The following is a 20,553-nucleotide window of genomic DNA, read 5'->3' as shown; positions in this document are numbered from 1 at the left end:
TTAGTAGATGATATTTGTATGTAACTATATAATCTAAAAAAATAAATTTTAAATCGTGCAAATTAAAAATAGGGAAATCTATGCTTACTGGAGTCTATATAAATAATGTTGCTACTTATAGTGTACCAACACAATTAGATGGGTTAAAGCAGATAAATTTTATATTTGGGGCAAATGGGTCCGGAAAATCTACAATTGGTAGAATCATAGATCAATCATCAGGCTACACACATTGTTTACTTCAATGGCTTGGTGGAGAACCAATAAAAACTCTCGTCTATAATAAAGATTTTATTGATCGTAATTTCAATCAAGAAAATACCGTTAAAGGAGTTTTTACCCTAGGTGACGATCAAGTTGAGGCAGAACGTCAAATTGCTTTATTACGTCCACAAATCGATAAAGTAAAGGATGAGATACGTAGGTTAAATATTCAACTTAATGGTGAAGCCAGCCAAGGTGGTAAAGTCGCTGAGAGAGCAGCATTAGACCCTGAAATACAAGCAAAATGTTGGAAAAAAAAACAAAAGTATGACTCGTATTTTCAGGATGCTTTTACTGGATTTAGAAATAGTGCGGAAAGATTTAAAGATAAAGTTCTACTGGAAAAACAAATCAATCAATCAATTCTTTTATCATTAGAAGAGTTAAAAGAGAAAGCCTCAACAATATTTTCACGTAACGTCGAAAGATACAATTTTATTCCAGTTTTTAATGCTGCTACACTTATCGAAGTAGAAAACAACCCGATTTTGCAAAGAATAATTATTGGTAATCAAGATGTTAATATCTCTAAGCTTATAGAAACTATAGGTAATAGTGATTGGGTTAAACATGGACGTAAACATTTTGAAAAAAGTTATCCCCAATGCCCTTTTTGCCAACAAATAACTTCGCCAAGTCTTTCTGATGAATTACTTAAATTTTTTAGTGAAACATATGAGCAGGAAATAGGCATTGTTGAACAAATATTTAGTCAATATCTAGATACATCTGAAATGGTATTAAATGCAATTCAATTCATAAGTAGTCAAAATATACCTTTTTTAGAAATAGACCTTTTTCAAGCAGAAGCTCAAATACTCAATGAGCGTTTGGAGCGGAACAAAGGTATCTTACAAAGGAAATTGTCAGAACCGAGCCTAAAAGTTTCTCTAGAACCATTAGAACCTATTATTAGTAAAATCTTAGGTATGATCCAAGATGTAAATCAAAAGATTATGCTCCACAATCAAGTTGTCCAGAACCTCTCGACTGAAAAGCAAAACCTTACAAATCAAGTTTGGAAATACATTATAAATGAGTTAGATAGTGACTTGAGTAGTTATTTAAAAAATAAGACGAGACTCGAATCTACCATTAATGGAATGAACAATAGCTTAAAACAAAAAAGAGAAATTTTAAGCAATTTAGAAGCTCAACTAAAAGTATTTGAAAAGAAAGCTACGTCAACAATACCGACAGTAAATGAAATAAACGATCTTCTCAAATCATTCGGCTTTACCTCATTCTATATAAGCCCTGTAGATGAACAAGGTCATTATAGAATTTGCCGAGCAAATGGAGATGATGCTAGCCGATCTTTGAGTGAAGGAGAAAAGACATTTATAACTTTCCTCTATTTTTATTCACTTATAAAAGGCTCCCATTCTTCATCAGGAATTACCGAAAATAGAATTGTAGTCTTTGATGATCCTATTTCTAGTTTAGATAGTGATATTCTCTATATTGTAAGTAGCCTCATAAAGCGTGTATTTGATCATGTTCGCACTAATAATGCTTTGATTAAACAAGTTTTTGTTTTGACCCATAATGTCTATTTTCATAAAGAAATTACTTTTAATAACAGACGAAGTCAGAATCAGATCATGGGCGATGAAACCTTTTGGATGGTCAAGAAAAATTCTAGCGGCTCTACTATTGAAAAATGCTCTGAGAATCCTATTCGTTCAGCCTATGAGCTACTCTGGTCAGATATTAAAACCAATAATCAGTCAAACCTAACTATTCAGAATACATTACGTCGAATTCTTGAAAACTATTTCACTATGTGGGGTAGTATGAAAAAAGATGAAATTTGTGATCTTTTTGAAGGGAATGAGAAGCTAATTTGTCAGTCGTTATTTGCATGGGTCAATGATGGTTCACACTCAATCCATGATGATTTGTATATTAACCACGGACAGCAAACTAATGAATCATATTTAACTGTTTTTAAAGAGATTTTTAATAGGTCTGGTCAAATGGGGCATTATCAAATGATGACAGGTACTTTAACAGATAGTACGTCTTGATTAGAAACGGTCATAGTTTTTAATGCAAAATACTAAGTATGGCAACCAATCTGTCATCGAGGAATAAACCGTGTCCAATATGCATTTAAAATTTAATCTGTTTTATTAATATCAAAAATTACATTCAGAGATTCTGTATATGAAGTACTTAAAAATGTTAAATTTAAAGAAATTAATTTGACAAAATACTCAACATAATATTTTAAATTATTGTAATATAAGTATTTTTTTATTTTTAGTGTTTGTATCCGTTCTAATCAAAGTTGCAAAAAAGGCGAGTTTATCTCGCCTTTTTTATTACTCAATTCCAAGCAAACGTATCAGTGCCGTGCCAGCAGCTGCCAAGCAAATCACCAATAACAGCGGTACTTTTTTCCAAACCAAGAACAGTGCTAAGCCAACACCAAATATACGCGCGAACCCCGCAAAATGTTGACCTTCAAAAAATGTTGTCGTCACTGCAATCGCACAGAGCAAAACAGTCGCACCATTTGAGAGTAAAACTTGGTATTTTTCAGAAAAAGAGAACTTGGCACCCAAATGAAAACCAGCGAAACGAATCCCATAGGTTCCAAGTGCTAGTAAGCCGATACCTAAAATAATTAGTAATTGTTGACTCATTTCTTTCTACCAAATATCAAGCCAAAAAGTGAAATCAGAATTGGAAGTCCTGAGGCCAAAAAGGGCGTGGTGATCAGTGCTAAAGTTGATCCGGCAAATGCAACTTTTCGAGTAGATTTATTCTTTAAAGCATTAAAAGTAAGTGCAATTAAAATCGCTGGGAAAATGGCATCTAAGCCAAATGTTTTAGGGTCTGGAATAGCACTTCCAATAAAATAACCCGCCGTTACACCAAGTGGCCAACTGAGCATAATGCCTATACCACATAACCAGTAAGCAGCTTTTTTCGTCTCAAAATTGGGCTGTGCCATACCAAACAAAACGCTTTCATCGTTCATGATATGTGCCCCAAAATATCGAGAGAATTTGCCTCGTATTAGTTCATTGACTGCAATACCAAAAGGTAGATGTCTTAAATTGACGAGTAGTCCTGCAATTGCCGCTGCAATTGGGCTACCACCTACAGCCAAGAAACCAATAAAGATAAATTCGGCAGTTCCTGCGAGCACAAAAACGGATAGGCAAAGCGGGATCCAGAGCGCTAAGCCATAACTTGCAGCAAGTGAACCTAAAGACATACCGACGACACTCGTCGCTAGGCACACAAAGAAAATCGAGCGGGTAGTGTCTTTACTTAGTTTTTTAATCAGAGAGTATGTGGACATAGCATGATATAACGAACGATTTTCCATTATAATGAATAAGTCTGATCGTTTTGTCAAAACGAACGATCGTTTTTTTTATAGAACGGATGTGGTGAATGTCTCAGCCAATTGAAATTATTGCCAAAGGTTTAACGCGTGAACGTCAAAGAGCAGGGCTTTCATTGGCAGAGGTTGCTCGTCGTGCAGGTGTCGCTAAATCTACACTGTCACAATTAGAGGCAGGGCAAGGTAATCCTAGTATTGAAACTTTATGGGCACTTTGTGTTGCACTGAATATTCCATTTGCACGCTTGATGGAAGAACCAAGTAATCAGGTACAAGTGATTCGCTGTGGCGATGGGCCAACAGTGAGTTCTGAGATTGCCAATTACAAAGCAATTTTGTTAGCGACTTGTCCGCCACATGCGCGCCGAGATGTTTATTTACTAATTGTTGAACCAGGCGAAGATCGTCTTTCAGAACCACATCCAGTGGGCTCTGTGGAGCATATTATTGTGGTTGAAGGTAAAGCTTTGGTGGGCTTAATTGATGAAGCTGTTGAGCTTGGTGTTGGAGACTATATTTGTTATCCAGCTGACCAGAAACATATATTTAGAGCTTTGGAAACAGGCACAAAGGCATTATTAATTTCTGAACAAAACTAAAGAAATTCAATCTGATTAAAATAAAAACTAAAAGCCATTTACCAGCATCCCCTACAAAAAGGGCCAATTTTGCGTATAAATTTTGCAATTGGCTCTCTCTTTTATTACAAAAATGGCTCTCGTTTCTTGAGTGCCGAAACGACAAATTAAAGCTATTGGAAGTATGCATACGGAAGCGCCGGATAAGCTCAGTGAATTTACTGTTTTAGGAATTGGGCAGAACGGCTAAATTTTTAGGGGATATTTTTTGGCTTCGGAGGATTTCCGAGACTAGCCGATATCCTCCATATATTAAGGAAAATGATATGGCAGCTCATCAAAATGGTTCTGAAGCCAATCACTCCCAAAGTTTAAAACATGGACTCAAATCACGCCACCTGACCATGATCTCGATTGCAGGGGTTATTGGTGGTTCTCTATTCGTGGGCTCAGGCAGTATTATTTACAATACCGGACCTGTAGTTTTCTTAACTTACGCTTTAGGTGGTCTACTCGTTTGGTTCATCATGCGTATGTTAGGCGAGATGGCCGTTTTAAACCCTGATAGTGGCTCTTTTTCAACTTATGCTGACCGTGCGATTGGCCGTTGGGCAGGTTTCTCAATTGGCTGGTTGTACTGGTGTACTCTGGCCATGCTCATGGGGTGGGAAGCCTATGTGGCAGGAAAAATTCTAAACAATTGGTTCCCCTTTATACCGATCTGGGTCTATATGGTCGTGGTGATTGGCGCACTGGTTGTTGTTAATTTACAAAACGTGAAAAACTATGGTGAATTTGAGTTTTGGTTCGCCCTCATCAAAGTCATTGCGATTGTTATTTTCCTTGTGATTGGTAGTTTAGCCATCATGCACTTGTGGCCTTGGGGTAATCCGGCTGCTTCTGGTATGAGTAATTTAACCTCTCAAGGCTTTATGCCAAATGGCGGCTCATCCGTTATTACAGCCTTGCTTGGGGTCATGTTTGCCTACATTGGTGCTGAAATTGTTACGGTAGCGGCAGCAGAGTCGGCAAATCCATCGAAAGAAATTCGTAAAGCATCGAACTCGGTGGTTTGGCGAATTATTTTATTCTACGTAGGCTCTATGTTTGTTGCAGTATGTTTGATTCCTCACAACAATGAACTTTTGAAAGATTCAACTTGGGGAACCTATAGCGTGACTCTGTCTGCACTTGGTATTCCAGGGGCGCGCCATATCGTAAACTTTGTGGTTCTAACCTCAGTATGTAGTTGCTTTAACTCAGCTCTTTATACGTGTTCACGTATGTTGTTCTCTTTGGCTAAACGTGGTGATGCACCGAAAAGTTTTGGTTCTGTAAACAGTAAAAGCAGTCCATGGGTAGGCGTGATTGTGTCATGCTTCTTCTCTGTGATTGCGGTAGTTTTAACTGCAACCGAGAGTATGAATGTTTATGACTTTTTCATGTTAACAACAGGCGCGGCAACACTGTATGTTTACCTGACTATTGCTTATTCTCAGCTTCGTATGCGTAAAAAGTTAGAAGCTGAAGGCGTGAAAATTGACTTTAAAATGTGGATGTTCCCTTATCTAACTTACGTGGTGATTTTTGCAATTATTGGTGCAATTCTTACCATGTTGATTGAAGGCACCTATTTTAAAGAAGTGATTTACACCACAGCTCTGTTTGGGATTATTGTGTTCTTCGGATTGTTGTCTGAAAAACTGGGTTGGGGTAAAGATCGTAGAGCGACCCATTTAACTCATAGTCATGAAGAAAAGTTAGTTTAAATTTTTAAATAAAAAAGAGCCTTACAAACAGGCTCTTTTTTATTTGTTTTAATAACAGAGGGAAGTTAATTTAGCGTAGGTACGCCTGCTTCACGTAAGCATTGGAGCAAGACGCCAAAAGCCATCACCATATCTTTTTCATTTACACAAGCAAAGCCCATCAGTAAACCACGCTCTGCATGTGCATGCGACTGCATGTAGTATTGAGATAAGGGACGAACTTTGACACCACGTTCAAGCGCTGTGGCTGCAATCGCGACATCATCGCAAGAGTTTGGCAGTTTTAAAACCAGATGTAATCCTGCTGCTTCGTCATATTCATGAATAAATTCGGGGCCAAGATAACGTTGAATTAAGCTCACCAAGTAGTCGCGGCGCTTGCCATAAAGTAGGCGCATACGGCGAATATGCGCTTCATAATGGCCTTCACGAATAAATTCAGCTAGGGCTTTTTGCTCAAGCAAGTGCCCACCACGATAAAGCTCGGCTGCCACAATGCGTAATGGTGAAAATAACGGCTTAGGTACGACTAAATAGCCAATTCTTAAGGATGGATAAATAGTTTTACTAAACGTGCCCATGTACAGCACAGGCGCATCATTTTCTAAACCTTGTAAAGATGGATAAGGCTGACCCGAGAAACGGAACTCACTGTCATAGTCATCCTCGACAATCCAGCTATTATGCTGACGTGCAATCTCAATCAGTTTACGTCGGCGGTTTAGGCTTAAGTGAGAGCCAAGAGGATATTGGTGTGAAGGCGTGACAAAAATAAGTTTTGGTGGCTTTGCCGGATTTTCCTCAGGAATAATGCCTTCAGCATCGACAGGCATCGGCTGAATATCGAGACCATTAATACGCAATGTATTACGCATTCCCCAATAAGCAGGATCTTCAATCCAGATTTTATCTCCCATATCACTGAGCGCACGTGAGACTAAATCAATCGCTTGGTGAATGCCTTCGGTAATAATAATTTGGTCAGCATCGCACTGGACTGAACGCGCAACACGTAAGTAATCTGCCAATGCACTTCGAAGCTCTATACATCCACCTGCATTGCTATAAATCAGGCGATTAATATCGGGTTCGCGGCTTAAGCGTGCTTGAATACGACTAAAAATATGATGTGGGAACTCGGTCACATCGGGTGCTCCCGGCACAAAAGCACCCCATTGGTGTGGCGATGCTGCTGCATAGCCTAATAAGTTAGAACCACGCTGTGACAGCGCATAAGAGCTTTGAACTTTCGGGCTAGAAACCACTTTTTTCTTGTTTTGTGTATTTAAAAAACTCTCTGGTAATTTTTCGGCAACCCATGTGCCGTGCCCCGTACGGGCTTCTAAGTAGCCTTCAGCTTGTAGCTGTTCATAGGCACTAAGCACGGTATTTCTTGAAACATGAATTTCACTGGCTAAGTCGCGTGACGCAGGTAGACGAGTCTTGGGCTGGATGACTCCATCAATAATCGCACCACGCAGGCAACGGAAAAGGCGTTGATGTAGTTTCCCTTCAGTGTCCTGTTGGAGTCGTTGCAGCAAATGATCTCCAAGTAAACTACGCAATTGGCTCTCTCCTACAGTTAAAAAGTGGCTCTCGTCAGTTGGCATCAGACGAGCGAAATTACATGCATAGGCAGTCGTTGTAAAGCACCCTGAAAATTAAGCACAGGATGCAAAAAACCAAAGCTGCAACTGATGATGAAAATATGAGGGAATCAAATGGATAATCAACATTCTGCACTTAACGCACGTAAACAGCAAGCAACTCCACGTGGTGTAGGCGTGATGTGTCAGTGGTATGCGGAAAAAGCTGAAAATGCCACGCTTTGGGACAAGGAAGGCAACCAATTTATCGACTTTGCTGGTGGTATCGCGGTTTTAAATACAGGCCATCGCCACCCTAAAGTGATTGCAGCAGTAACTGAGCAACTTACTAAATTTACTCACACTGCCTATCAAGTAACACCATATGAAAGCTATGTCGCTTTAGCTGAGCGTATTAATGAACGCGCGCCAATTGCTGGTCCTGCAAAGTCAGCTTTTTTCACAACTGGTGCAGAAGCAGTTGAAAATGCGGTGAAGATTGCGCGTTCTTATACAGGTCGTCACGGCATTATTACTTTCGGTAACGGTTTCCACGGTCGTTCATTTATGACGATGGCAATGACAGGTAAAACGGCTCCTTACAAACGTGATTTCGGCGTAATGCCAGCGGGTGTTTTCCATGCACGTTACCCAGTGCCTGCTAAAGGTATTTCAGTAGACGCGGCAATTGAAAGCGTTGAAGATATTTTCAGTGAAGACATTGCACCACATGATGTTGCTGCAATTGTGCTGGAGCCAGTACAAGGTGAAGGCGGTTTCAATGTTGTGCCAGCTGAGTTCTTAAAACGTTTACGTTCAATTTGCGACAAGCACGGTATTTTATTGGTTGCTGACGAAGTGCAATCCGGTTTTGCCCGTACTGGTAAATTGTTCGCAATGAACTATTACGAGACTAAAGCAGACCTCATCACGATGGCGAAAAGCTTGGGCGGTGGTTTCCCTATTTCAGGTGTTGTGGGCCGTGCAGAAGTGATGGATGCACCAAATCCAGGTGGATTAGGCGGTACTTACGCAGGTAGTCCGATTGCGGTTGCTGCTGCGCATGCGGTTATTGATGCGATTGAAGAAGAAAACCTATGCGACCGTGCAAATGAATTAGGTGCAGAGTTAGTCGCTACCCTTAAAGATATTCAGCAAGCAACAGGCGATGTAGTAACTGATATTCGTGCATTGGGTTCAATGGTTGCAGTAGAGCTTGAAACAGCTGAACAAGCAAAAGTTGTACAAAACTATGCAATGGAAAACGGGTTGTTACTTCTTACTTGTGGTAAATACGGTAATGTAATTCGTTTCTTATATCCATTAACCATTCCTGCTGAACAATTCCGTCAAGGCCTTGATATCTTGAAACAAGGTTTTGCAACTCTAAAAGCAGGTAGTGCAAAAGCAATGGAGCAATCTGCATGATTCAAAATAATTTGCAGTATTTATTAAAACATCCTGATATTTCATTAGAAGCACCTGCATCAAATGACTATATCGAAGTTAATGATGCTGCTACAGGTGAAACTTTGGCATGGGTAAAAACCTATGACCGTGCAGGAGTTGAAGCCGCAATTAACCGTTCAGCAAAAGCGCAGGCTGCTTGGAAAAAGCAAACTGCCTTGGCTCGTGCTGATGTGCTATTGGCATGGTACAACCTCATGCTTGAGCACAAAGAAAATCTGGCTCAAATCTTAACTGCTGAGCAAGGTAAGCCATTAGCAGAAGCACGTGGTGAAATTGGTTATGCAGCATCATTCATTCGCTGGTTTGCGGAGCAAGCTCGCCGTATTGATGGTGAAGTTTTAACACCAACCTTGCCAAACCAACGTTTGCTTGTGATTAAACAAGCAATTGGTGTTACTGCTGCAATTACGCCGTGGAACTTCCCAGCGGCCATGATTACGCGTAAAGCAGGTCCAGCGATTGCTGCGGGTTGTTCAATGTTGGTTAAACCGGCAGAGCAAACGCCGTTAACCGCCTATGCGCTTGAAGTATTGGCATTACAAGCAGGCTTACCAGCTGATGTTTTAATTAACATTAGTGGTGATGCGGTTGAAGTGGGTAAAACCCTATGTGAAAGCGATATTGTTCGTAAGTTAAGCTTCACAGGTTCAACTCAAGTTGGCCGTATCTTGATGCAACAATGTGCGCCAACCATTAAAAAGCTTTCGCTTGAACTCGGTGGTAATGCACCAGTTGTGGTATTTGATGACGCCAATCTTGAACAAGCTGTTCAGGGCATTATGGCAAGTAAATATCGTAACAGCGGTCAAACCTGTGTATGTGCGAACCGTATTTATGTTCAAGACGGTATTTATGATGCATTGGCAGAGCGTTTGGTTGAAGCCGTGTCTAAGCTTAAAGTTGGTGATGGCCGTCAAGAAGGTTCAACTCAAGGGCCTTTAATTGATGAAGATGCGATTGCAAAAGTTCAGTCTCATATTGCAGATGCAACTGAGAAAGGCGCAACAGTTCGTATTGGTGGTCAACGCTCGGCACTTGGCGGCACATTCTTTGAGCCAACAGTTTTAACTGGCGTAACGCAAGACATGAAAGTGTCTAAAGAAGAAACTTTTGGTCCGCTTGCACCACTATTCCGCTTTAAAACTGAAGATGAAGCAGTGGCAATGGCGAACGATACCGAGTTTGGTTTAGCTGCTTATTTATTTACTCAAAGCACAGCTCGTCAATGGCGAGTGGGTGAAGCACTTGAGTACGGTATGGTCGGCATTAACACGGGCGCGATTTCAAACGAAGTTGCTCCGTTTGGTGGCGTAAAACAGTCAGGTCTAGGTCGTGAAGGTTCAAAATTCGGCATCGAAGAATATGTCGAAATGAAATACCTATGCGTAGACTTATCTGAGTAAGGAACAAAGCGAGTTCGTTTTGTTCTGAACGAAAACATACAGTTATGCTGTATGTGATGTTTCACAAAAAACCGGTCATGCCCATTCATGACCGGTTTTTTATTTTAAGTCGATAGATAGCCATCACGACTTTCAGGCAAACGCCTGAGTTCATCAATCAGCGTTTCAATGAGTTTTTCAACCACAAGACGTTGGCCTTTTCTCGAAACATAAACCAATTGCAGTGTACCAATATTCGACTTCCAGTCAGGAAGAATATGTATAAGCGTACCTTTACGAATTTCAGATTCGACGGTCAAAAAAGGAAGGTCGGCAATGCCTAAACTATCCATGACGGCATAATACACACCAGCCAAATCATTACTTTTGATTCGTGGTTGATAAGGCACATCAACAGTTTCACCATTACGAATATTGCATAGATGCCAAATAGGATTTTGCTTTTGAGTACCTAAGCTAATACTCGGAAAGTCCTGTAATTCAGAATAATGTTCAATGATGCGACCTTGAAGTAATTCAGGCGAAGCCACCAGACAATGATCGGTTTTAATCACATCACGAACAATTAAATTCGAATCTTCATTGGGTTCAAAATTGGTACGAATCGCGAGGTCGATGTCATCATGCAAGATATCTACTCGACGGCTGGTTAGCTCGAGTGCGATTTCAACTTTGGGGTAGGTTTTTAAAAACTGATTTAAAATTTTTCTAATTTGAAAATGCATCATTAAAGGTGGGCAACTTACTTTTACCAGACCTTGAGGCTCACTTTTTTGCTTTAATAACACGTTTTCTGCACATTCAACTTGAGTAATAACTTTGCAGCATTCCTCATAAAACTCTTGGCCTAAATCGGTCACTTTAAAATGGCGTGTTGTTCTTTGAATCAGGCTGACATTAAATTTATTTTCAAGGTCAATAATGCGTCGGCTGAGCTTAGATTTACTAATATTTTCAGCATCACTGGCCGCACTAAAGCCGCCGTGTTTTACGACCAAATAGAAATAATAAAAATCATCAAAAGAGCTTATCAATGTCCGATCAATCCATTTAAATTTAAGATTAGAGCGCTTAAGCACTCTAATCTTGGCAATAGAACTTATTTTTGTGAGGTATTAAAGCTATAGCTTGTCATCAGGTTGCGGTAATCAGGGATATGATTTGAGAACAATGCACCTAGACCTTCCACATCATTACGCCAGTCGCGGTGTAACTCACACGCCATACCAAACCACGTCATAAGCTGAGCACCTGCTTTTGACATACGGTCCCAGGCAGCATCACGTGTTAATTCATTGAAAGTACCAGAAGCATCGGTAATCACAAACACTTCAAAGCCTTCAGCGAGTGCAGATAAAGCTGGGAATGCCACACAAACCTCAGTCACTACCCCTGCAATAATCAGTTGTTTTTTACCTGTCGCTTTAACCGCTTTTACGAAGTCTTCATTGTCCCATGCATTGATTTGACCAGGACGTGGAATAAATGGTGCATCTGGGAAAAGTTCTTTTAATTCTGGAACTAAAGGACCATTTGGACCATTTTCAAAACTAGTGGTAAGAATAGTTGGTAAATTAAAATATTTAGCAGCATCTGCAAGTGCTAATACATTGTTTTTAAATTTATCTGGATCGATATCTCGAACTAAAGAAAGCAAACCTGCTTGGTGGTCAACTAAAAGAACCGCAGCATTATCCTTGTCTAAACGCACGTAATCTTGAGCCATTTTTTATGTCCTCGTGTTATCAAAATAAATAATCAAAAATTATTGAGTAGGTCGTTATTGCCTAAAATTATGCTAGTTGAGTTTTATGTCGTGATTAAGTCTAAAAAATAGGATTAAGAATTTTAAAAATAGGACGATCTTAAAAAGAGCACATTAAATTCTTAGATTGTCTCATAGATGAAATAATGTGTTGCTAATCCTGATCTATAAACTGCAATTATTGAGGCGTAAAATCAATACCAGTTCAAGAAAATCCTACATATATAGGAGAGATCAGATGAAGAAATTTCTTGGTGCATATCAAAATAACCACATGCATTGGGTGGGTGATGGTTTCCCTGTATATAACCTATTCTCTTATGACCGTTTAGGCCAAACCTTAAGCCCATTTTTGCTACTCGATTATGCAGCGCCTTATACATTCTCGCCAACGACTGAACAGCAAGGCGTAGGTTCGCATCCTCATCGTGGCTTTGAAACAGTGACCATCGCCTACCAAGGTGAGGTGACCCATAAAGACTCAAGTGGCGGCGGCGGAACCATTAAAACTGGTGATGTACAGTGGATGACTGCGGGTGCAGGCGTGTTGCATGAAGAGTTCCATTCTCCTGAATTTGCTGAGCACGGTGGTCTTTTTGAAATGGTGCAATTGTGGGTAAATTTACCTGCTCATTCAAAAATGACGCCTGGAAAATACCAAGCGATTGAAGCTAAAGATATTCCAGACATTGCACTAGACGAAGAAGGTAGTCATTTGCGGGTTATTGCAGGTGAATATGCAGATGCAAAAGGTGCTGCAACTACATTTAGTCCATTAAATGTATGGGATGGTAAATTGGTTAAAGGCCAAAAACATACCCTCTATGTACCTGAAGGTCACACCACGCTTGTTGTGATATTAGATGGCGCGGTTGTGGTTAATGATGCAAATCGTCTTGAAGGTAAAACCGTTGCGATTTTGTCTCGTGAGGGTGTTGAGTTTAGCTTAAATGCTGAAGAAGACACTAAATTCTTGGTGTTGACTGGCCAACCACTCAATGAACCAATCGAAGGTTATGGTCCATTCGTCATGAATACCAAAGCCGAGATTATGGAAGCGATTAATGATTTTAATCGTGGAAAATTCGGTTCACTCATGCAAGAAGGTTAAACTGTTTAATTGTGCTTAATTGTCTATTAAAGCAAAGTAATAAAAAGCCCGCTATCAAGTGTGAATAGCGGGCTTTTTCGCTGTAAAGATTCTATTTTTATGATGGTTTTCATTATTCTCTCGGCATTGTTTTGTGTGATTTGCTTCTCATTATTATGGGCTAATGATATCTTAAAAAAAGATAGTTGTAAAACAAATGATATAAATATAGTTAAATTATCTTATTTTATTTAAAAGATTTTTTTTAAATTTTTAAAAAATATAGATTTTTATACACTCATCCTCTTTTGTAAAATTTTATGAAAAACTTTTGGGCGGATCTGTTAAATTTTTTCTATATAAATTGATGCAAAAAATAAAAATCTGGTAGTTTTTAATACGGTGTTTTTTTGGGGTATGAGTGATAATCAAAAAAATTCTCGAAAAATGGGACATCATTTTGAATATCGCAATTATTGGCAGTGGAATGGCAGGGCTTGCGGCAGCAAGAATTCTGAAAGATGCAGGGCATACGATCACGATATTTGAAGCACTTCCTGGCCGGGGAATGGATAGCCATAGCATTGAGTTCGATGGTGGAATTATTGATGCACCGCTACGTGTGATGAATCCACATCTGTGGAAGAATACACTCAGCCTTGCTGCTCATTTAGGCATTAAAACCTTCCCAGTTCGTACTTATATGTCATGTAGCTGGTTATTCGAAGATCGTACGGAAACATGGTTAACGACATCTCGTAGCCGTATTGGTAATTTCCCGATTATTAATAACCGTAAAGGCATTCAGCAATATGGCTGGCGTCTTGTGAAAGGGATGTTGCAACTAAAAACTGCGATTCACCAGTTTTTCAAATCTAAAAATCAAGATATTACCCTCGCTGAATTTATTAATCAGAACGATATTGAAGAAGTATTCTGGCACGGTGTGGTTATGCCAGTGCTCTATACAATTTGTACGTGTAATCCAAAAACAATTGGTGATTGGCCTGCAAAAAACTTACTTGAGTTTTTACGTCACTTAACTGATGGAGACATGTTATTGCGCATGAAAGGTGGCACACCTGCATTTGTAGATAGCTTGATTAAAGGCATCGATATCCATAGCGGATCGGCAATTAAGAAAGTTGAATTACAAGGCGAAAAAGTACTGGTTGAAAACAGCCAAGGCGAACAGAACTTATTTGATCGAGTAATTGTTGCAACGCCAACATCTAAAATCGATGAGTTTTTAAATCCTGAACAATTTGCAGAAGATATGAACCTGCTTAAGCAATTCCGCTTTGAGCAAGGTGATCTTGTGATTCATACCGATGCGACCGTCATGCCGCCACGCCGTAAAGACTGGTCAGTGCTGAGCTACATGATGGACCGTAAGTTTACGCGTCAGCAATTTACAGTTTGGATGAATGCGGTTGAACCAACACTCGTGGGTAAAAATCCTGTATTCCAAACTTGGCGTCCAGTGGTTGATATTGACCCTAAAAAAGTTATTTCAAAAGTGACTTTAACGCGTGCGGTTGTAGACTCACAAACGGTTGCTTTAAACAAAGAATTGCAACAACGTCATTTAGACCCAAGCCGTAAAGTATTCTACTGTGGTTCATGGTCGTGTGATGGCTTGCCAATTTTAGAGTCAGCAGTTACTTCTGCCATGCATATTGCTGAAATTTTAGGTGCACCTTTACCATTTGTAGGCTTAAAACCTAAGGTGGAAGTTGCCCCAGAACTCGGCTACTAAAATTGTGAAAACAAAAGTTCGAGCAGCTCTCTCTCGATTCATTCCCCATAAATATGCAATTGATGCATCAAGCTTAGGGGATGATGAAGAGCTTGCTTGGACAAATTTGGGTTTTTGGAAAAATACCCAAAACTACCGTGAAGCTTGTCGCCAATTGGCTGACCATTTGGCACAAGCTGTCAATTTAAATTCAAAAGATCATCTCTTAGATTTAGGCTGCGGACAGGGTGCAAGTTTGTTGCACTTGTTACAGCATTATCAGCCTAAAAGCCTCAGTGCAGTTGAATTGCAAACCCAATGTGTTCATAAAATTCAAAAGCTTATTCCCGAAATAAGCCAGATTTTCTGTGGTTCATTTTTAAATTTAAAACAATTTGAATTTAAACAATACTTCGATGTGGTGATGTGTATTGATGCCGCTTATCACAGTCATTTAAATTCATTTCTAGATTCCATCGCGCCAGTTTTGAATTCAAAAGGCCGATTAGGTTTTCACTACCTAATGCGTGCTGACACATGTCAAAACATGACCGCTCTACAAGAACAAAAGCATCGTTATTTACTCAAAGCAGCAAATGTCGCTTGGGATGCTGTGCCAAATGAAAAAATGCTCAGAGCTACCTTGGAGCAGCAAGGTTTTGTCGATATTCAAATTGAAGATTTATCTGAGCAAGTATTACTCGGTTTTTCGCAATATATTCAAAATCAACAAGGACAAAAACAAAGCCGAGGATTGGCAAATTTTAAAATTCAAATGACTGCAAAGTTATGCCAACAACTCTACCAAAATGGATATGTACGTTATATTCAAACCACAGCAATAAAAAAATAGGATGAGCTATGTCAGCCAAATATCAAGGATCGTGTTTATGTGGAGCTGTGAGCTACCAAAGTGAAGCAGAGCCACGCTATAGCTTTAATTGCCACTGTCGAGATTGCCAAAAGGCCACAGGTTCGGCCTATGCGCCAATCGCTTTTTTTCACCAATCTGAATTGAAAGTAAGTGGTGAACTTAAATATTTTGAGACTTTGGGATCTTCTGGCCGACCTATTAAAAGAGCGTTTTGCCCGACGTGTGGTTCTCAGCTTTTTGGCTTACCTGAAATTGCGCCTGAAATGATTTCAATACGTGCAGGTACTTTGGATGACCCGAGTCTCTATCAGCCTAGAGCAGAGGTGTTTGTGAGCCAAGCCTATGCATGGGATACACTGAACCCAAACCTTAAACACTTTGAAAAAATGATAGAGAAGAGCAAGAAATAAAGCTTAATAAAAAAAGCCAAATATTCCTAAAATAATCATTAAAGTAAGACTGCCAATAGCTAAAAATAATATGGTTTTTCTATATTTTAGCTGCGGCATTTTACTTACAAGGATAATAAGGCATGCAAGTATGATCACTAAGGGCTGAAAAATATTTGATGGCAAAGTAAACATCTCGTTCCTTGTTATTTTTAAATTTATTTTAGAAATAAAGTAATAAACTCATTATATCGTTTTCTTATTTAATTGACGAACAGAACTTGTTTATAAATTCATATTTTTATTTCCATGATAGATAAATCAAATTTTAAATTTAAAAGAATCATGTACGCTTTTTCGTACATATATTCGGGAAATTGGCGTCTTTTTATGGCGTGATGAATTGCCTATGATGAACTCATCAGGAACAGGAAGTTCCGAAACGTAAAACAACAATAATAAGTTTAAGCATCAGGACGTGAGGTATTACAGGAAGTGTACCTAGTAACGAAATACGAAAAAAGCCCAACAGGATGTTGGGCTTTTTTCATTTCTTATTAACGAATTTATTTGCCACCTAAGACAATAGAGTCACAAGGTAGATTGTAAAATCTACAGACAACAAAAAACCCCATAAATCAAATATTCATGAGGTTTAATGATGGTGCCGGCACACGGATTCGAACTGTGGACCTACTGATTACAAGTCAGTTGCTCTACCAACTGAGCTATGCCGGCGATGTGGAGTGAATTTTACAGTTTCTTAAAAAAAATACAAGCCAAAAAATGAGCATTTAAATTTTTTCATATGATTTTTAAATGTTCATAGATTTTGGTCTAAAAAAGTTAGGGTTTTACTACATTAATGTGCTTTGGCATGTGAAGTATAAACCGCTAAAAATATTCCAATTAAAGACAAGACCACGGTTAAACCGACAATCGCACCCCAGCCACCGTGTAACCAGAACCAACCGCCCGCCGAGCCGACAATACTTGAACCCATATAGTAAAAAAGTAAGTAGAGCGAACTAGCATGTGCTTTAGCTTGTTTGCTTTCAGCGCCCACAGAACTACTGGTAAGTGAGTGGGTAATAAAGAAACCTGTGGTAATAAATGCAATACCAATAATAATGCCGAAAAGCGAGCTGAGTAGGGTCATGAGGCTCCCTACAATCATTAAGGCAAAACCACCCATCATCATGGTTTTTTTACCAAAGCGATCCGCTAAGCTACCTGCCAACGATGAAGACACCATGCCAAAGCTATACGACAAGAAAATAAGGCTAATTTGTGTCTGACTGAGTGAATAAGGCGCGCCGCTTAAACGGAAAGTGGCATAGTTAAACAAAGTCACAAAAACACTAGTCAGCAAGAAACCAATCGCAAATAGGCGTAATAATTTTGTATTGCTTAAATGAGCGTGCCACATTTGCATGTGAAAGTCTAAATTCAGCCCTTTTTTCTGCACAAAATTACGCGATGTGGGAAGTAATTTTAAAAAGGCAATTGAGCAAACAAAACAGATTGTCCCAAGTAAGCCTAAGGCGGTGCGCCATGAAAAATATTCAACCAAAATACCCATACCGACACGGCCCATCATGCCACCAAAAGCCGTACCTGCAATATATAAACCCATAGTTTTACCGAGGTGCTCAGGCGCAATTTCTTCGGCAATCCAAGCCATCGTCACTGCGGGTACGCCACCAAGTAATAAACCTTCTAAAGCGCGCGCCATCAATAAACTGTGCCAGTTCGGTGTGAACATAGAGACAATATTAAGAATTGCTGCACACAGCATTGACGTAAAGATTACACCACGACGGCCAAGGGCTTGTGAAAAGGCGCTTGATAGCACAATCGAAATCGCTAAAAAGGCAGTCGTTAATGACAGTGCCAAAGAGCTACTCGCAGGGCTAATCTGGAAGCTTTGGCTAAATGCGGGCAGGAGTGGCTGTACACAATAAATCAGTGAGAAACTGGCAAAACCTACGAGGAATAAAGCAAATCCTGCGTGTTTATAGGCTTTAGTCCCTTTGTGAATCCACTCATGGGAAAGAACAGACTTTGCCTCAGTGTTTAAGGTACTGGGTGTAGATGAAGAGTTCATATCATGACCATGACAGAAAAAGAGCAGTGCCTAAAGGCATGCTGCATCGAGAAAATTCGATAAATTAAAATTAGCAATTTGAGAGGTATTTTTCTAATATATTTAACAATGGATCATGATATGTTTTATATATAGCAATGGAACTCAGGCATATACGCTACTTTTTAGCGGTAGCAGAAGAAAAAAACTTTACCAAAGCTGCGCAACGTTTAAACATGAGCCAGCCGCCTTTAAGCATGCAAATACGAGACTTAGAAGAAGAGCTAGGTGCAGATTTATTTATTCGTTCGCCACATGGGGTGGAGCTGACCGAAGCAGGGCTTGCCTTTTTAAATGCGATTCAGCCTGTACAGCAGCGTGTAGAAGATGCAGCGAGCTTAGTTAAACAAGTGGCAAATGGCGAAGTGGGCCAATTGCGATTAGGCTTTACAGGCACTTCAATGTTGAACCCTTTAATTCCTAAATGCGTTCGTTATTTTCAGCAGCAATATCCGGAAGTGAATTTAAAACTTGAAGAAGCCAACACTTTACTGCTCATCGATTTATTACTTGAAGACCGCTTAGATGTCGCGATTATTCGTTCACCACGAAATATTCCAGATAGTTTAATTATTCAAGAATTATTAGCAGAGCCGCTCATTGCTGCTTTACCTTCAGAGTCTTTTAATCTGGACGATTCATCACAAGAAATTGATTTAACGGCACTACGAGAGCTTGATTTTATTGTCTCGCCACCATCCATTAGCGCAGGGCTTTTCGATGCGATTAAACAAGCCTGCCATGAGCGTGGCTTTGAACCGAAAATTGGACAAAATGCTCCGCAAATTGTGTCGATTTTATCGTTAGTGTCTGCAAATTTGGGGGTATCTTTGGTTCCCGAGTCGACCAAACAATTGCAAATACAGGGTGTGGCTTATCGCTCTTTGAAAGCGCCTGTTCCTACGGTGGGTTTAGGGCTTGCCTATAAAAAACATGCCCCTTCACAAATGGCGATTAACTTTGCCAGTGTGGTGCAAGTCGCTTGTCACCATGCAGAGGAATATCAATAAAATCGACTAGCTTGATTTCGGCGCTTTGTTCATCAATAAGATGCCTAAAATAATAAAAATCGCACCATATAAAAACGATAAAGTCGGCTGTTCATGAATGAAAACCCAAGCCATAAGTGCTGCAAAAATCGGTTCTGAAAGCTCGGTTACTTGTACCTTTGCCGCACTCATATAAGACAATGCTTTAGTGGTACAGAAAAAGCCGAGTATGGTCGGCAGAACAGCTAAGCCAACTAAACCTAAAATGATGTCACTATTAAAAGTAATGGTGTGAAAATTAATTAAAAACGGAACCGCAAGATAAACGCTACCAAACAGCAGTAAGTATTTAGTCAGAAATAGTCCACCGTTTAATTTGAACTTTTTAACTAAAACCGAAAATAAGCCATAACCCGTACCGGCAATAGAAGCGTTGATGAGCATTAAAAGGCTATTTTCGCCTTTCCACGAAATAATACTAATCCCCGCGACAGCCAATAATGTTCCAATAAGAGAGTGAATGTAGATACTTTCTTTTAAAATGAATCGACCAAAAAATAGGGCAGAGATGGCAGCCGAAGCCATAAGTACCACCACAACATTCGCCGCAGCACCGTGGTTGTAGGCAATGGTTTCGAAAAAGAATAAAGAGAAAATCCCTAAAAAAGCACAGATAGCAATTTGAGTAAAAACGCTGAGTTTACTTGGCGTGCTGCTAATAAAAGCAAGCTTTTGGCTAACAGGGACTTTAAATAAAAACACGCTTAAAAAGAAAAAGGCGATAATGGTTTTTAAAAAGGCAATGTCTTGTGGGTTTAAACCACTGTGCATGAGTAATTTGCTAATCACACCAATAGAGGCATTTAAAGCCGCTGCACAAAGTGCAAATAGGGTTCCAGTAATTAAATTATTCACTCTTATAATTCTTCCTAAGTTTTACACATGCAGTCTACATTATTTTTTTGTTGAATATTCAATTAAAATAATCAGTTAACACTTAACACCTTCCATGATTTATTCTGTATTGATTTAACCATTTTTATAAAAACATAAACTCTTCTAAGAGACTTTTGTTTCAGAGAATTGTGATTTATGGAGCTTACTCATATTATATAATTAGTTAATTATTAA

The 20,553-nt window shown here is 39.4% G+C and carries 17 protein-coding genes and 1 tRNA gene; 10 read left to right on the top strand and 8 right to left on the bottom strand.

Annotation, left to right across the window (positions count from 1 at the left end; genetic code table 11):
- The first annotated feature begins 80 nt into the window (after window positions 1-80).
- Complete coding sequence (locus KTI79_RS16155; RefSeq protein ID WP_086376053.1) at window positions 81-2,294, top strand: AAA family ATPase; 2,214 nt, start codon at window positions 81-83, stop codon at window positions 2,292-2,294.
- Window positions 2,295-2,591: 297 nt separating this feature from the next.
- Here KTI79_RS16155 and KTI79_RS16150 read toward each other — a convergent pair whose 3' ends face one another.
- Together KTI79_RS16150 and KTI79_RS16145 are read right to left on the bottom strand one after the other, a co-directional pair.
- On the bottom strand, window positions 2,592-2,915 hold the full coding sequence (locus KTI79_RS16150) for an AzlD domain-containing protein (RefSeq protein WP_002117414.1): 324 nt from the start codon (window positions 2,913-2,915) through the stop codon (window positions 2,592-2,594).
- Window positions 2,912-3,607, bottom strand: coding sequence for an AzlC family ABC transporter permease (locus tag KTI79_RS16145; protein WP_086264743.1), 696 nt, complete (start codon window positions 3,605-3,607; stop codon window positions 2,912-2,914). The genes KTI79_RS16150 and KTI79_RS16145 overlap by 4 nt, the downstream gene beginning before the upstream one ends.
- Before the next feature lie 68 nt (window positions 3,608-3,675).
- On the opposite strand from KTI79_RS16145, the gene KTI79_RS16140 reads away from it, so the two are divergent.
- Complete coding sequence (locus KTI79_RS16140) at window positions 3,676-4,224, top strand: helix-turn-helix domain-containing protein (protein ID WP_002117406.1); 549 nt, start codon at window positions 3,676-3,678, stop codon at window positions 4,222-4,224.
- 305 nt (window positions 4,225-4,529) lie between these two features.
- Window positions 4,530-5,972 (top strand): amino acid permease, encoded by a 1,443-nt coding sequence (locus tag KTI79_RS16135; RefSeq protein ID WP_086264744.1) that lies wholly within the window; start codon window positions 4,530-4,532, stop codon window positions 5,970-5,972.
- A 65-nt stretch (window positions 5,973-6,037) separates the two neighbouring features.
- On the opposite strand, the gene KTI79_RS16130 is transcribed toward KTI79_RS16135, so the two are convergent.
- Entirely contained in the window at window positions 6,038-7,537 is a 1,500-nt protein-coding gene (locus KTI79_RS16130) for a PLP-dependent aminotransferase family protein (protein ID WP_199964055.1), read from the bottom strand.
- A 156-nt stretch (window positions 7,538-7,693) separates the two neighbouring features.
- Here KTI79_RS16130 and gabT point away from each other — a divergent pair, with 156 nt between their 5' ends.
- Window positions 7,694-8,986, top strand: a complete 1,293-nt coding sequence (gabT, locus tag KTI79_RS16125; protein WP_002117401.1) for a 4-aminobutyrate--2-oxoglutarate transaminase — start codon at window positions 7,694-7,696, stop codon at window positions 8,984-8,986.
- On the top strand, window positions 8,983-10,431 hold the full coding sequence (locus tag KTI79_RS16120) for an NAD-dependent succinate-semialdehyde dehydrogenase (protein WP_000615686.1): 1,449 nt from the start codon (window positions 8,983-8,985) through the stop codon (window positions 10,429-10,431). The genes gabT and KTI79_RS16120 overlap by 4 nt, the downstream gene beginning before the upstream one ends.
- Before the next feature lie 104 nt (window positions 10,432-10,535).
- Here the strand turns inward: KTI79_RS16120 and KTI79_RS16115 are convergent, their stop codons facing one another.
- Both KTI79_RS16115 and ycaC read right to left on the bottom strand, forming a co-directional pair.
- On the bottom strand, window positions 10,536-11,510 hold the full coding sequence (locus KTI79_RS16115; RefSeq protein WP_086264746.1) for a LysR substrate-binding domain-containing protein: 975 nt from the start codon (window positions 11,508-11,510) through the stop codon (window positions 10,536-10,538).
- A gap of 20 nt (window positions 11,511-11,530) precedes the next feature.
- Entirely contained in the window at window positions 11,531-12,157 is a 627-nt protein-coding gene (gene ycaC, locus KTI79_RS16110; RefSeq protein ID WP_002052204.1) for an isochorismate family cysteine hydrolase YcaC, read from the bottom strand.
- Window positions 12,158-12,434: 277 nt separating this feature from the next.
- Between ycaC and KTI79_RS16105 the strand changes: the two genes are divergently transcribed.
- The 4 genes from KTI79_RS16105 to KTI79_RS16090 all read left to right on the top strand — a co-directional run bounded on the left by KTI79_RS16105 (window position 12,435) and on the right by KTI79_RS16090 (window position 16,308).
- Window positions 12,435-13,307, top strand: coding sequence for a pirin family protein (locus KTI79_RS16105; RefSeq protein WP_068564491.1), 873 nt, complete (start codon window positions 12,435-12,437; stop codon window positions 13,305-13,307).
- Between the two features lie 439 nt (window positions 13,308-13,746).
- On the top strand, window positions 13,747-15,045 hold the full coding sequence (locus KTI79_RS16100) for an FAD-dependent oxidoreductase (RefSeq protein ID WP_050501297.1): 1,299 nt from the start codon (window positions 13,747-13,749) through the stop codon (window positions 15,043-15,045).
- Window positions 15,046-15,049: 4 nt separating this feature from the next.
- Entirely contained in the window at window positions 15,050-15,877 is an 828-nt protein-coding gene (locus tag KTI79_RS16095; protein WP_086264748.1) for an SAM-dependent methyltransferase, read from the top strand.
- A gap of 8 nt (window positions 15,878-15,885) precedes the next feature.
- Window positions 15,886-16,308: a GFA family protein gene (locus KTI79_RS16090; RefSeq protein ID WP_002117390.1), complete on the top strand. Its 423-nt coding sequence runs from the start codon at window positions 15,886-15,888 to the stop codon at window positions 16,306-16,308.
- Between the two features lie 641 nt (window positions 16,309-16,949).
- Here KTI79_RS16090 and KTI79_RS16085 read toward each other — a convergent pair.
- Together KTI79_RS16085 and KTI79_RS16080 are read right to left on the bottom strand one after the other, a co-directional pair.
- A tRNA-Thr gene (locus KTI79_RS16085) sits at window positions 16,950-17,025 on the bottom strand.
- Window positions 17,026-17,149: 124 nt separating this feature from the next.
- On the bottom strand, window positions 17,150-18,394 hold the full coding sequence (locus tag KTI79_RS16080; protein ID WP_086264749.1) for an MFS transporter: 1,245 nt from the start codon (window positions 18,392-18,394) through the stop codon (window positions 17,150-17,152).
- A 137-nt stretch (window positions 18,395-18,531) separates the two neighbouring features.
- On the opposite strand from KTI79_RS16080, the gene KTI79_RS16075 reads away from it, so the two are divergent.
- The gene (locus KTI79_RS16075) at window positions 18,532-19,443 is read left to right on the top strand and encodes a LysR family transcriptional regulator (RefSeq protein ID WP_086264750.1); all 912 of its coding nucleotides are present in this window, start codon (window positions 18,532-18,534) and stop codon (window positions 19,441-19,443) included.
- 6 nt (window positions 19,444-19,449) lie between these two features.
- Here KTI79_RS16075 and KTI79_RS16070 read toward each other — a convergent pair whose 3' ends face one another.
- Window positions 19,450-20,337 (bottom strand): DMT family transporter, encoded by an 888-nt coding sequence (locus tag KTI79_RS16070; protein WP_086264751.1) that lies wholly within the window; start codon window positions 20,335-20,337, stop codon window positions 19,450-19,452.
- Window positions 20,338-20,553: the final 216 nt, after the last annotated feature.

The organism is Acinetobacter sp. WU_MDCI_Abxd143 (assembly GCF_025514195.1).
Classification (GTDB): Bacteria; Pseudomonadota; Gammaproteobacteria; order Pseudomonadales; family Moraxellaceae; genus Acinetobacter; species Acinetobacter pittii_H.
This window is presented reverse-complemented; position numbering and strand designations above follow the sequence as displayed.

What these genes read in the sequence shown, in the direction of transcription:
- KTI79_RS16090 (WP_002117390.1), top strand. Translation starts at nt 15,886, where the DNA reads ATGTCAGCCAAATATCAAGGATCGTGTTTATGTGGAGCTGTGAGCTAC.
- KTI79_RS16140 (WP_002117406.1), top strand. Translation starts at nt 3,676, where the DNA reads ATGTCTCAGCCAATTGAAATTATTGCCAAAGGTTTAACGCGTGAACGT.
- KTI79_RS16135 (WP_086264744.1), top strand. Translation starts at nt 4,530, where the DNA reads ATGGCAGCTCATCAAAATGGTTCTGAAGCCAATCACTCCCAAAGTTTA.
- KTI79_RS16080 (WP_086264749.1), bottom strand. Translation starts at nt 18,394, where the DNA reads ATGAACTCTTCATCTACACCCAGTACCTTAAACACTGAGGCAAAGTCT.
- KTI79_RS16120 (WP_000615686.1), top strand. Translation starts at nt 8,983, where the DNA reads ATGATTCAAAATAATTTGCAGTATTTATTAAAACATCCTGATATTTCA.
- KTI79_RS16145 (WP_086264743.1), bottom strand. Translation starts at nt 3,607, where the DNA reads ATGGAAAATCGTTCGTTATATCATGCTATGTCCACATACTCTCTGATT.
- KTI79_RS16075 (WP_086264750.1), top strand. Translation starts at nt 18,532, where the DNA reads ATGGAACTCAGGCATATACGCTACTTTTTAGCGGTAGCAGAAGAAAAA.
- KTI79_RS16150 (WP_002117414.1), bottom strand. Translation starts at nt 2,915, where the DNA reads ATGAGTCAACAATTACTAATTATTTTAGGTATCGGCTTACTAGCACTT.
- KTI79_RS16155 (WP_086376053.1), top strand. Translation starts at nt 81, where the DNA reads ATGCTTACTGGAGTCTATATAAATAATGTTGCTACTTATAGTGTACCA.
- ycaC (WP_002052204.1), bottom strand. Translation starts at nt 12,157, where the DNA reads ATGGCTCAAGATTACGTGCGTTTAGACAAGGATAATGCTGCGGTTCTT.
- gabT (WP_002117401.1), top strand. Translation starts at nt 7,694, where the DNA reads ATGGATAATCAACATTCTGCACTTAACGCACGTAAACAGCAAGCAACT.
- KTI79_RS16105 (WP_068564491.1), top strand. Translation starts at nt 12,435, where the DNA reads ATGAAGAAATTTCTTGGTGCATATCAAAATAACCACATGCATTGGGTG.